The organism is Rhizobium sp. S152 (genome assembly GCF_030380735.1).
In the GTDB taxonomy this organism is placed as follows: domain Bacteria; phylum Pseudomonadota; class Alphaproteobacteria; order Rhizobiales; family Rhizobiaceae; genus Rhizobium.
This window is the reverse complement of record NZ_JAUDRZ010000002.1, coordinates 342,774-355,529: the sequence shown is the minus strand read 5'-3', so window position 1 is coordinate 355,529 and position 12,756 is coordinate 342,774. Positions and strand designations below refer to the sequence as shown.

Sequence of the window (12,756 nt, the reverse complement as noted above, 5' to 3'; positions counted from 1 at the left end):
CCCCTACGCATCAGGTGCGGCTGATGCCCGGGGCGACGTTGCGGTACCAACCGTCGTTGATGGTGCTTTCCCAGTCACCGCTCGGGAAGGTCGGGATCGTCTTCGGAATGACATCCGCATACTTCTGGCGCAGCTCATCCGAGATGTGATCCCAGGAGATACCCGGGAAGCCGCCGATCTCGGTGATAATCGCTTCCTGCATTTCCTTGGTCAGCAGGAACGCGGCGAGCTTCAGCGCCTCATCCTTGTTGGCGCCGTTGGTGAAAACCGTCATGCGCGAGAAGCCGCCGCAAAGGGCGAGGTCGCCGAGCTGCACGAGGCCGGTGGTCTCTGGCAGCACGCCCTGCGAGATCGCCTGCAGGATCTGGTCGGACCAGACCGGCGTCATGGTGACGACGCCCTGCGCGAGGAGCTGGATCGACTGTGTGTTGCCGGCGGTGTAGGCGCCTTTCTCGTAAAGCGAAGGCGCGATGTCGTTGAGGATTGCCCAGGCCGGCGTCAACGTCTGCTGGGCGTAGTCAGCCGTGAAGTTATCGATCTTGAACTTCTCCGGATCGCGACCGTTGGCTTCATGGATGGCACGGCGAACGAAGTTGCCGCCGGAGCCGCCCTTGTCGGGACGGTTGTAGATGAACTGGCCAGGGTTTGCCTTGATCCAGGCGACGAGGGCTTCCCAGGTCTTCGGCGCATCCTTCGGGTCGAGCTTCGTCTTGTCGTAGGCGAGGAGAACCTGCGAGCCGCGATAGGGAAGCGAGTAAGGGCTGTCGACGCTGAGCGGATTAACGTTGCCGAAGCCTTCGATGTTCTCGGCCGTGAACTTGACCCAGAGATTGGCGTCGATGCCGCCTGCCGGCAGGCGCGGGTCGAAGTGTTCGAAGATATCCGCCTGCGGATCGGTGTTCGTCTTCAAAGCGGCAAGAGCGCGGTCGGCGATGGCACGAAGGCCCGTATTATCGCCGGCGTCGGTGATTTTGACGGCCGCTTCCGGATGAGCCTTTTCGAAGGCTGGACGCACGATGTTGTTCCAGAAATCGACGATGTTGGCGTCGGAGCCGCTATAAAGGTCGATCGTCTTGGCGGCGGCCGATGCGAAGCCGGGGAACGCCAGCAGGCCTGCGGCGGCCGAGGAAGTGACTAGAAATTCGCGTCTGTTCATAGCGCTCTCCGTTCGATGTCGGGGCCTCGCCCCGGCTTGATCTGTCATAGGCTAGCTACCGCCGGCCCATGACACCGACATGACAGATGAGAGCGTATCGACCATTTTAGTGCACAGCCGTGCATCAACGCTGCATAACAAAAGCGCCACCGTGCGGGCGGATGCTCGCAAGCGCGCTCAAAACCGCCTTCCGAGGCCGATCGTCTCGAGCGAACTCGCTACGGACGCGGCCCGCTGAGGATGTCGTCGGCATCGTCACGGCTCATGGCCATCACGGTCTTGCCGAGGCCGAAACCGAAGCCGTTTCGCGCAAAGGCGGACATTTCCTTGGTGAGCCGCTTTTCATCGGCCTCATCGCGCCGGAAGGGTCCCATGGCACGCTTGCGGGCGAAGGCGACGGCGGCATAGAGATCATCGGCTTCCTCCAGCGCTATCGCGGCGATCTCCCGGCTGATTCCCTTGATCGCGAGCTTCTGGGCGATCATCCGTTTCGACTTGCCGCCGCGAACGGCGGAGCGCGTACTGATCTCGGCATAGGCGACGTCGTTCAGCGCGCCCTGGTCGTAGGCGAACTTCACGGCGAAATCCGCCATGGCCTTTACTTGAGCCTCGGTGACATCCTCGAACTTCTCCCTCGCCTTGCGGCTGATCGCATCGAACAGCTGTTTCTCGGTCATCATGCGGCGCTCGAGCCGATAGATCGTCGAGTTGCGGGCCCAGCTAAGCATGCGCTTGGTGGGCAGGTCGGTGTCTGTCACATCGTCGGTCACGGAGCGCTCGGTTCGCCGGTTTCATCTCTATGGCAGCTATAGCGTCAGACGCCGCAGGCTGTCACGCGTCCGAAAATGGCAGCCGAAATGCCGGAACGTTACGTCCGTCACAAGATCGTTACAGAGAGCTACAAAAAGCGTTAGCGCTCCGGCCTGATTGGTCTTACTCTCTCACTATAAAGCGGCCGAGTCGCCTGCTCCGCCCCGGAAGACATATCGCCTCTCGTTGCGGTTTTCCTATTCGGTCACTTTTTTTGACTTCGCGTAAGTATTTGAATGAACTAACGGTCGCCTGCACCGTTCAGTAATATGAGCGAGCCTCCACGCAGCGATCCCCGTTTCAAACAACTGGCCGCGGGTGAGATGATGCAGAAAAGCGAAAATGACGTCTTCGACCTGTTCTCGGAGATCTATACCAGCACAGCACAGGAAGAGTTGAGCCTGCAGGAATACCTGCTGGCATGCCGCGACGATAAGCGGATGTATGCCACGGCGCAGGAGCGGATGGTCGAAGCCATCGGCGAGCCGACCTTGATCGACACCAGCGCCGACGAGCGCCTCGGCAGAATTTTTTCGAACAGAACCGTGAAGATTTATCCGGCCTTCGCCGATTTCTATGGGATGGAGGATACCATAGAGCGGATCGTCGGCTACTTCCGCTACGCGGCGCAGGGACTGGAGGAACGCAAGCAGATTCTCTATCTGCTCGGCCCCGTCGGTGGCGGCAAGTCGTCGCTTGCCGAGCGCCTGAAGAAACTGATGGAGCGCCAGCCGATCTACACGCTGGCAATAAACGGCCAGATCAGCCCCGTATTCGAGTCGCCGCTTGGGCTCTTCAACCCCGACCGCATGGCGAGCTTGCTCGAGGATAAGTACGGCATCGCCAGGCGCCGTCTCACCGGCCTCGTTTCGCCCTGGGCGACCAAGCGACTGGATGAGATCGGCGGCGACATCTCGAAGTTCAGCGTCGTCAAACTGACGCCCTCGCGGCTCCGCCAGATCGCCATCGCCAAAACGGAGCCGGGCGACGAAAACAATCAGGATATCTCGGCACTTGTCGGCAAGGTCGATATCCGCCAGCTCGAAAACTACAGCCAGGCCGACCCCGACGCCTATTCCTACAGCGGTGGTCTAAACCGTACCACACAGGGGCTCCTGGAATTCGTTGAAATGTTCAAGGCGCCGATCAAGGTGCTGCACCCCCTGCTGACCGCGACCCAGGAAGGCAGCTATAACGGCACAGAAAACTTCGGCGCCTTCCCGTTCCAGGGGATCGTCGTCGCCCACTCGAACGAATCGGAGTGGCTGCAGTTCAAGAACAACAAGAACAACGAGGCCTTCCTCGACCGCATCCTGGTCGTGAAGGTGCCTTATTGCCTGCGCGTGACGGAAGAGCGACTGATCTACGAAAAGCTGCTGCGCGAAAGCGAGCTTGCCAAGAGCCCCTGCGCGCCGGAAGTGCTGGAAAACCTCAGCCGCTTCACGGTATCGACGCGGCTTGCCCGCCACGAGAATTCACCGCTCTACACCAAGATGCGTGTCTATGACGGCGAGAACCTGAAGGATACTGATCCCAAGGCCAAGTCTGTTCAGGAGTATCGTGACGCCGCCGGCGTCGATGAGGGCATGACCGGCATCAGTACCCGTTTCGCCTTCAAGGTGCTGTCGGAAACCTTCAACTACGACACCAAGGAGGTTGCCGCCGATCCCGTGCACCTGATGTACATCATGGAGCAGGCCATCCGGCGTGAGCAGTTCCCGAAGGAGATCGAGGCAAGCTATCTCGACTTCATCAAGTCCGAACTGGCAGCACGCTACGCCGAGTTCATCGGACACGAAATCCAGAAGGCCTATCTCGAATCCTATAGCGAGTACGGACAGAACCTCTTCGATCGCTACATCTCCTATGCCGATGCCTGGCTCGAGGATCAGGACTACAAGGACGCTGATACCGGCCAGATCCTGAACCGCGAGATCCTGGACAGCGAGCTTTCGCAGATCGAGAAGCCCGCGGGCATCGCCAATCCCAAGGATTTCCGGAACGAAGTCGTGAAGTTCACGCTCCGCGCACGAGCCCGCAACAACGGGCGCAACCCGTCCTGGACGAGCTACGAAAAACTGCGCGAAGTGATCGAGAAGCGGATGTTCGGGCAGGTCGAGGATCTGCTCCCGGTCATCAGCTTCGGCTCGAAGAAGGACAGTTCGACCGAGAAGCAGCATGCCGAGTTCGTCCAGCGCATGACCGAGCGGGGCTATACGGCGCGGCAGGTGCGGCGGCTGGTGGATTGGTACATGCGCGTAAACAAGGCCGGCTGACGCTGCCGAACCGGGGGATTGGCAGATGCCGAATTTCATCGATCGGAGGCTCAATCCGAAGGATAAGAGCCTCGGTAATCGTCAGCGTTTCCTGAACCGTGCGCGAGAGGAACTCAAGCGCACGATCAAGGAACAAGTTAAATCCGACAGGATCGCCGATGTCGATGCCGCGCATGGCGTTCCCATGCCGGCACGCGGCGCCGGCGAGCCGACATTCCAGCCGGCTCCCGGCGTTGGCGACCGGCAGTTCGTTCTTCCCGGCAACAAGGAGTTCATGGCAGGCGACCGGCTGCCCAAGCCCCCCGGCGGACAAGGCGGCGGCAATGGCGGCACCGGCGGTCAGGGCGGCAGCGACGACGAGTTCCAGTTCATCCTCTCGCGCGAGGAAGTGCTCGACCTGTTTTTCGAAGATCTCGAACTTCCCGATATGGTGAAGCTCAATCTCAAGGAGACGGTCACCTTCAAGCCGCGCCGCGTCGGTTTCACCACGGCCGGTACGCCGACCAACATCAATGTCGGCCGCACCATGCGCAACAGCTTCGGCCGCCGCATCGCCCTGCAGCGGCCGAGCGAGGCGAGCCTCAATGCGCTTGCCGAGAAAATCACGCTGCTCGAACAGGTCAACGAACCATCCGCGCAGCAGCGACGGGAACTGCAGGCGTTGCGCGAGGAACTGAAGGATCTCGAGCGCCGACGCCGGCGTATCGCCTATGTCGATCCCGTCGATATCCGCTTCAACCGCTTCGAGCGGCAACCCCTGCCCAATGCCAGCGCCGTGATGTTCTGCCTCATGGACGTGTCGGCATCCATGGGAGAGCGGGAGAAGGATCTGGCGAAGCGCTTCTTCGTGTTGCTGCATCTCTTTCTCAAGCGTCGCTACGATCGTATCGACATCGTCTTCATCCGACACACCGACGAAGCGCGCGAGGTGGATGAGGAAACGTTCTTCTACAGCCGCCAGAGCGGAGGGACCGTGGTCTCCACCGCGCTGGAAGAGATGCTGCGCGTGATCGAGGAACGCTATCCGGCGGATATATGGAACATCTATGCCGCCCAGGCCTCGGACGGCGACAACATCAGCGGCGATTCCGATCGTTGCGCCTCGTTGCTGCGCGGCCCGCTTATGCGGCTCTGCCAGTATTACGCCTATGTCGAAATCCTAGACGAGCGGGAGACAGAGATTTTCGGCGCCACCGATAACGGCACGTCGCTCTGGCGGGCCTATCGCGCGGTCGATGGCGAAGTGCCTAATTTCCAGATGGCACGTATCGCGCGCCCGGCCGATATCTACCCCGTCTTCCGCAGGCTCTTCACCCGGCAGGCGGCCGTGCAGGCGCGTAAGTGAAAGAATAAGACATGGCGAAACGCACGACGTCCGATCTGCTGTTTCATGGTTCCGACTGGAATTTCGCGACCATCTCGCGTGCCTATGATGCGATCGAAACCATCGCGCTCGACGAGATGGGCCTCGACGTCTACCCCAACCAGCTCGAGATCATATCGTCCGAGCAGATGCTGGACGCCTATTCCTCCGTCGGCATGCCTTTGATGTATCAACACTGGTCCTTCGGCAAGCGCTTCGTCTACGAGGAAAGCTCCTATCGCAAGGGACACCGCGGCCTCGCCTATGAGATCGTCATCAATTCGAATCCCTGCATCACCTACCTCATGGAAGAGAACACCATGGCGATGCAGACACTGGTGACGGCGCATGCCGCCTTCGGCCACAACCACTTCTTCAAGAACAACTACCTGTTCAGGCAGTGGACGGATGCGGGCGCGATCCTGAGCTACATGGACTTCGCGAAGAAATATATCTCCAAGTGCGAGGAGCGGCACGGCACGGAAGCGGTGGAAGCGGTGCTGGATTCCGCGCATGCCTTGATGGACCAGGGCGTGTTCCGCTATCGCCGGCCGCCACGCCTTTCCTCCGAAAAGGTCAGGGAGCGGGCGCGCGAGCGGCTCGAATACGAGGAGCAGACCTATAGCGACTTGTGGCGGACACTGCCGCTTGCCACCGAAACGCACAATCATGAGGAGGCCGAGCGGGATGCGACGGAGCGCAAGAAAGCGTTAAAGCTTCCCGAGGAAAACCTGCTCTACTTCCTTGAAAAACATAGCCTTATTCTCGATCCATGGCAGCGTGAGATCCTGCGTATCGTGCGCGTGATCGCGCAATATTTCTATCCGCAGCGCCAGACCAAGGTGATGAATGAGGGCTGTGCGACCTATGTGCACTACACCATCATCAACCGGCTGTTCGAGCAGGGAAAGCTCAGCGAAGGTGTCATGCTGGAACTGCTGCACAGCCATTCCAACGTCGTCTTCCAGCCGGGTTACGACGATCGCCGGTTTTCCGGCATCAATCCCTACGCGCTGGGCTTTGCCATGATGCAGGACATCGAGCGCATCTGCACCGAACCGACCGCCGAGGACCGCGACTGGTTTCCCTCCTTCGCCGGCAACAACGACCCGAAGGGCACGCTGCTCGATGCCTGGGCGAACCACCGCGACGAATCCTTTATCCTCCAGTATCTGAGCCCGGCGATGATGCGAAAATTCCGGCTGTTCCTGTTGTCCGACCGCGCCGGCGACAATTACAGCGAGATCAGCTCGATCCACAACGAGCGCGGCTATGCCGCCGTGCGATCGGGCCTCGCGCAGAGCTACGATGTCGCCGCACGGCAACCCGATATCCAGGTGGTCGATGTCGATCTCCTGGGCGACCGGCGTCTCCGCCTGCAGCACAATGTCAGGCATGGCGTGCTGCTCGACGAGCGCAGTCGCGACGAAACGATGAAGCATGTCCGGCACCTGTGGGGCTATGGCGTCAGCCTTGTCGGTCTTGACGATGCCACAGGCACCACGCTTTACGAGTGCACGACCGACGATATCTGACGTCTCCTGCCAGACATCGGTCCCAACCTTTTGCGAATTCGCGGTTTTCTGCTAGCAAGCGCGCGACACCACCAGGAGCCGTGATGACCGCCGCATTTTTCCGAGACTATGTTATCGATCTGAAAGCCAGGATCGACGACCTGCATGCCGACACCGACAGCTACCAGACCTACGAACTGACAATGGAACTGCTGGCCAAGAAGATGCTGGTCAGCTACTCGATGAAAAAGGCCAAGGGACAGGCCGACAGCCTGTTCTACCGCCGCGACACGACATCGGGCGAAGGCAGGCAGATGGAGCAGCAGACGGCCTACGGCGTCTTCTCCGGCTTCTTCGGCCTCGGCGAGTTCCTGGCTTTCACCGGAAAGACCGAAGGGCTCGATGAAAAGCAGTTCGCGGAGATGCTGACGGCGAACTGGGAATATCCCGTCTGCGCCGTCCACTTCGCCTACCGGCGCAAGGGGCAGACCAAGGCTATGTCCACCCGCATGCACTTCGTCGGCCTGAACGGCGAAGGCGACGCCAGCGTTTACATGCAGAAGCTGGCGCGCCCAGGCGTGATCGTCGAGCAGCGCCCATTCAGCTCCAACCTGCTATGGGAATGGAAGTGAAACTGCTTTCAGCGGCGACTAGCCACTGAAAGGCTCCGTCGGCCCCGCTGCCGGCTTGGTGAACCACTGCGGGCCGCTCTCGGTCATGTAAATATGATCCTCGAGGCGAATGCCGAACTTGCCAGGTATGACAATCATCGGCTCGTTCGAGAAACACATGCCTGCCGAAAGCGGCGTGGCGTTGCCGCGGACGATATAGGGTTCTTCGTGGATTTGCAGGCCGAGGCCATGACCAGCGCGGTGCGGCAGGCCGGGAAGCCGATAGTCCGGACCGAGCCTGTGCCCGGCAAGCACCGCGCGGGCAGCATCGTCAAGATCGGAACACGGTGCGCCGAGCCTCGCGGCGTCGAACACCGCCTGCTGCGCCTCGCGCTCGATCCGCCATACGCGCTCAAATTCGGCGTTGCCACCATCAAGCATGTAGGTTCGCGTCAGGTCCGAATGGTAGCCGTCGATCTGGCAACCGGTGTCGACGAGAATGACTTCGCCGGCTTCCAGCGTCTGGTCGCCGTCCGCGCCATGCGGCAGAGACGTCGCCGCTCCGAACGAGACGATGCAGAAGGTCGAGCCGCCGTCAGCGCCGACCGCCCGGTGACGATGTTCGATAAAGTCGATGACCTCGGAAGCATTTATTCCAGGTTTCATAAGGGCATGTGCCTGCTTGTGAATGTCGAGCGTCAAGCCCATCGCGTAGTGAATCAACGCGATCTCGGCGGCGGACTTGATGCGGCGCTGCCTGCGGATCAGCGGGCCGCCATCGGTGAGCCGGGCAGCCCCCAGCTTGGCGACCAGCGCGTGATAGAAAAACAGAGGGAGGTCGTCGTCGAGCGCCAGCGTGCCCTTCTCGCCCATGAGCCGGAGAACAAGCGCAGCACTGTTCTCCTCTTCCTCCCATATGTGAATGTCGCCTGCGAGCCGTGGCAGCGTTTCGACACGGCTGCGCTCGAAGCCCGGCACGATGTAATGCAGCCCATCAGCCGTCACGAGGGCGCCGAGAAAGCGCTCGCTCTGGTGCCAGACGAGGCCGGTGTAGTAGCGCAGGCTATCGGTGGATCCCAGCAGCATGCCGGCCACCCCTCCGGCGGCCAGCGACCGCCGCAGCTCAGCCAGCCGAGCCCGCCGTTCGTCGTCTGAGATGCGAGGGACGGGATGGGACCATGACATGTTGTTTTCCAGTTCTGATTGGGCTTGATTGGCGGGCGGGCGAGAGCCCGCGGTGCCTCTTGCGCAAACACTACCGCGCCTGTAGGCAATATGTCGACAACGAAATCAAGAGGCGAGACCCATGCTCCTCCACGAATATACGATCCCCGGCATGCACATGCGCGATCACGTGGTGGATGTCCCGCTCGACTGGTCGAAGCCGGATGGAAGAACCATCAAGATCTTCGCCCGCGAGGTCTGCGATCCCGTGCGCCGGCGCGAATCCCTGCCGATGCTCGCCTTTCTGCAGGGCGGACCCGGCGGCAAGTCGCCTCGCCCTTCCAATGGCGGCCCATCATGGCTCGCGGAAGCGTTGAAGACGCACCGTGTGATCCTGATCGATCAACGCGGAACGGGACGTAGCAGCCGCATCGAGAGCGCCACCATGCAGGCATTCACCGACGGGAAAGCGGCCGGCGACTATTTGGCGTTGTTTCGCGCCGACAGCATCATCGCCGATTGCGAGCACCTTCGAAAGACGATTTTCGGCGGTCGTCGCTGGGAAACGCTCGGCCAGAGCTACGGCGGCTTCCTGACGCTGACCTATCTGTCGAAGGCGCCGGAGGGACTTGCGGCCTGCTATGTGACCGGTGGCCTCGCCGGGCTCACGGCGACAGCCGATGATGTCTACCGTCGCACCTATCCGCGCGTCGCCGAGAAGAATGCCGGTTACCACAAGCGCTACCCCTTCGACGCGGCACGTCTGGCGCGCATTGCCGACTTCATCGAAGCCAACGATGTCCGTCTGCCGGATGGCGACCGGCTTTCGGTGCGGCGGCTGCAGACCATCGGTATCGATTTCGGAATGGCGCCGGGCTATGAGAACGTACATTGGCTGCTGGACGAGGCCTTTTCCGGCCCGAAGGAGGATCGGCTGTCCGATCGTTTCCTCGCACAGGTGATGTCGCTGACCTCGTTCGACGAAAACCCGCTCTTTGCGGCGCTGCAGGAGAGCATCTACGGCCAAGGCACCGTGCCGACGGCATGGGCGGCCGACCGCATCCGTGCGGAATATCCGGCCTTCGAGAGCAAGGCCCGCCCGCTGCTTCTCACCGGCGAGATGATGTATCCTTGGATGTTCGAGGAGATCCGATCTCTGCGCGCATTTCAACCGGGCGTCGAGGCACTTGCCGCGCGCGAACACTACGAACCGCTTTACGATACGGTTCGCCTTGCCGCGAACGACGTTCCTGTCGCCGCCGTTGTCTATCACGACGACATGTATGTCGATGCGGGGCTGTCACTGGAAACCGCACGGCATGTCGGCAATCTGCAGGCCTGGGTGACGAACGAATTCGAGCATGACGGCGTTCGCCAGTCGCCGGCCGTATTCAACAGGTTGACCAACCTCGTCAAGCAGCGTGGCGGTCCTATCACCTCGTGAGCCCTGCCTGACTGGCCGGATTTCAATCCCGTGAAAGCTGCTTCCAGCAAATACTGATTTTAAATTCAGCGTACCAGCGGTTAGATCGTGCCGCGGTGTCCACGCTCGTATTTCATTTAAGATGCAAAACGGCTCTTCTTTTGGCTCGTTGGGAATGCATCTTGAAGCGGGTTGAGAACCAAGCCTTGGGTTGATGTGTAATCGGTAGAAGCTCCCCAAGCCGCCATGATGGCCACGATCTCTGCCATGTCCACTTCCGAGCATGCCCCATAACCCGACTGCCATCCGAGTTAATTGTTAAGGCACTCTTCAATAAGCGGCAAAGGCGCGGCCCGCCAGGCGACCCATATCGCCTGCGCAACTGGCCTAGCCATTCCTGCGTGCAAGTGTGGTCTCGCGACAGTCGGCCATCGTTTCATCAATCAGAGGCCACATGTCGTTTCTCAAAAATTCAGGTATTCGAACCAAAATTCTTTCTTTGATCATACCAATCTGTATCGTCGGAATCGGCGCGACCCTCTTCATGTCCGACAAATTCAAACAGGTCGACGGCACATATTCGCAATTCATTGCCAAGGATTACCAAGCCGAAGTGGATCTGGTCGCCTCGACCAGGAGCCTGGTCGCCATGGGTTACGCCGCCTACCAGACCCTCGTTTATGACGAGCAGGATCCTGCATTCAAAGCCGCGAATGATTTCTACAAGGAGAATACGGCGAGCCTCATCGCCAGGCTTCAGCAATCCAAGGGAGGCAGACCACAGGATTCCGCTGCGATCGATGCGTTCATCGCAAGATCGCAGCAACTCATCGCACAGACGGACGCCGGTGTCAGCCTCGGCGCCGCCGGGCAGGATGCCGAGGCCAAGGTTGAGTTGGCCAAGGCGGATGCGCTTATCATCCCACTGCTTTCGGACATGCGCGACCTCACGACGCTGATGAAGAAGAATATCAATACGCGGGCCGAAGAACTCACGCGGCAGACCAGTTCGACGATCATGATTTCGCTCGTCACTCTTACGATCGTCTTTGCTGCCAGTATTGCCGCCGCTCTGTTTGTATCGTCGCGCGGCATCACCCTGCCGATCGCACGCCTTCGCGAGCGAATGACGTCGCTGGCAGCGGGAGAAACCGAAGAAATTGTTGACGGTCAGGAACGTCGGGACGAAGTCGGCCAGATGGCGAAGGCGGTATCGGTCTTTCGCGACAACGCGCTGGAACGTATGCGGCTGGAGCAGGAAGCCGAGGCGAACCGAAGCCTGTCCGAAAAGGAGCGTGTCGCGCGCGATGCGCAGAAGGCAAAGGACGCGTCCGACACGCAATTCGCGGTCGATCGATTGGGAGAAGCGCTCGACCAGTTGGCGCAGGGCGATGTCGCCTACCGTATCGAGACGCCGTTCGTACCCCATCTCGATGCGCTACGCTCGAACTTCAACAACTCCGCGTCAAACCTGAACGACGCGCTGCGCGCGGTCGGCAACAATGCCCGCGGCATCGATGCCGGGGCGAACGAGATTCGCTCGGCCGCCGATGACCTCTCGCGGCGGACAGAACAGCAAGCGGCCTCTGTCGAGGAGACGGCAGCGGCGCTCGAAGAAGTGACGACGACGGTCAAGGACTCCGCCAAGCGCGCCGAGGACGTGGGCACGCTGGTGGCCCGCGCCCGCAGCGGTGCCGAACGGTCCGGTATGGTTGTGCGGGACGCGGTTGTCGCCATGAAGGAGATCGAACGCTCCTCCGGCGAGATTACCAACATCATCAGCGTGATTGACGAGATTGCCTTCCAGACGAATCTGCTTGCTCTCAACGCGGGCGTCGAAGCCGCGCGCGCCGGCGAAGCAGGCAAGGGTTTTGCCGTCGTCGCGCAGGAAGTGCGTGAGCTCGCTCAGCGTTCGGCCCAGGCCGCGAAGGAGATCAAGGCGCTGATCATAACCTCCGGCGATCACGTCCGGTCCGGCGTCGAACTCGTCGGCAACACCGGGACCGCGCTGGAAGCGATCGTCGCCGAGGTCCAGGAAATCAACCGCCACGTCGATGCGATCGTGGAAGCGGCGCGCGAGCAGTCGATCGGGCTGCAGGAGATCAACACCGCCGTCAATGCCATGGACCAGGGCACGCAACAAAATGCTGCCATGGTCGAGCAGTCGACCGCGGCGAGCCACAGCCTTGCGCGGGAAGCGGCTTCGTTGAACCAGCTGTTGTCCCGCTTCAAGCTGGGCGAGGAAGAGCGGCGCGTTGCAGCCCTGCCCTCGGGTCCAAAGGCTGCTTCGCCAGCCAACCGTCCCGCCTCCTCTCCGGCCCGTGCGCTCGGCAGCAAGATCGTCGCCGCCTTCGGTGGTCGGACGGCGACTGCAGCCGCTCAGCAGCCGAGCTGGGAAGACTTCTGATCGTCTCGCGAAAACCCTGTTTCGGCGACGGG

General features: G+C 60.8%; 10 protein-coding genes. 6 read left to right on the top strand and 4 right to left on the bottom strand.

The annotated features are described in order from the left end of the window. Positions 1–10: 10 nt before the first annotated feature. Entirely contained in the window at positions 11–1,156 is a 1,146-nt protein-coding gene (locus QTL95_RS02890; protein ID WP_289718454.1) for an extracellular solute-binding protein, read from the bottom strand. 218 nt (positions 1,157–1,374) lie between these two features. Continuing rightward, entirely contained in the window at positions 1,375–1,926 is a 552-nt protein-coding gene (gene recX / locus QTL95_RS02885) for a recombination regulator RecX (RefSeq protein ID WP_289718453.1), read from the bottom strand. A 366-nt stretch (positions 1,927–2,292) separates the two neighbouring features. On the opposite strand from recX, the gene QTL95_RS02880 reads away from it, so the two are divergent. From QTL95_RS02880 to QTL95_RS02865, 4 genes are all read left to right on the top strand, one after another. After that, positions 2,293–4,242 carry a PrkA family serine protein kinase gene (locus QTL95_RS02880; protein WP_289718452.1) on the top strand — a complete coding sequence of 650 codons (1,950 nt, stop codon included), beginning with the start codon at positions 2,293–2,295 and terminating at the stop codon, positions 4,240–4,242. A 25-nt stretch (positions 4,243–4,267) separates the two neighbouring features. Beyond that, the gene (locus QTL95_RS02875) at positions 4,268–5,587 is read left to right on the top strand and encodes a YeaH/YhbH family protein (RefSeq protein ID WP_289718451.1); all 1,320 of its coding nucleotides are present in this window, start codon (positions 4,268–4,270) and stop codon (positions 5,585–5,587) included. A gap of 11 nt (positions 5,588–5,598) precedes the next feature. Then, a complete protein-coding gene (locus QTL95_RS02870) occupies positions 5,599–7,140 on the top strand; it encodes a SpoVR family protein (RefSeq protein WP_289718450.1) in 1,542 nt (513 codons plus the stop codon). An 83-nt stretch (positions 7,141–7,223) separates the two neighbouring features. Then, positions 7,224–7,751, top strand: coding sequence for a hypothetical protein (locus tag QTL95_RS02865; protein WP_289718449.1), 528 nt, complete (start codon positions 7,224–7,226; stop codon positions 7,749–7,751). 18 nt (positions 7,752–7,769) lie between these two features. Here the strand turns inward: QTL95_RS02865 and QTL95_RS02860 are convergent, their stop codons facing one another. Continuing rightward, on the bottom strand, positions 7,770–8,915 hold the full coding sequence (locus tag QTL95_RS02860; protein ID WP_289718448.1) for a M24 family metallopeptidase: 1,146 nt from the start codon (positions 8,913–8,915) through the stop codon (positions 7,770–7,772). A 121-nt stretch (positions 8,916–9,036) separates the two neighbouring features. On the opposite strand from QTL95_RS02860, the gene QTL95_RS02855 reads away from it, so the two are divergent. Further along, complete coding sequence (locus QTL95_RS02855; RefSeq protein ID WP_289718447.1) at positions 9,037–10,338, top strand: alpha/beta fold hydrolase; 1,302 nt, start codon at positions 9,037–9,039, stop codon at positions 10,336–10,338. Between the two features lie 116 nt (positions 10,339–10,454). Here the strand turns inward: QTL95_RS02855 and QTL95_RS02850 are convergent, their stop codons facing one another. After that, positions 10,455–10,586, bottom strand: coding sequence for a hypothetical protein (locus QTL95_RS02850; protein ID WP_289718446.1), 132 nt, complete (start codon positions 10,584–10,586; stop codon positions 10,455–10,457). A gap of 185 nt (positions 10,587–10,771) precedes the next feature. Here QTL95_RS02850 and QTL95_RS02845 point away from each other — a divergent pair, with 185 nt between their 5' ends. After that, on the top strand, positions 10,772–12,724 hold the full coding sequence (locus QTL95_RS02845; protein ID WP_289718445.1) for a methyl-accepting chemotaxis protein: 1,953 nt from the start codon (positions 10,772–10,774) through the stop codon (positions 12,722–12,724). The last annotated feature ends 32 nt before the right edge of the window (positions 12,725–12,756 follow it).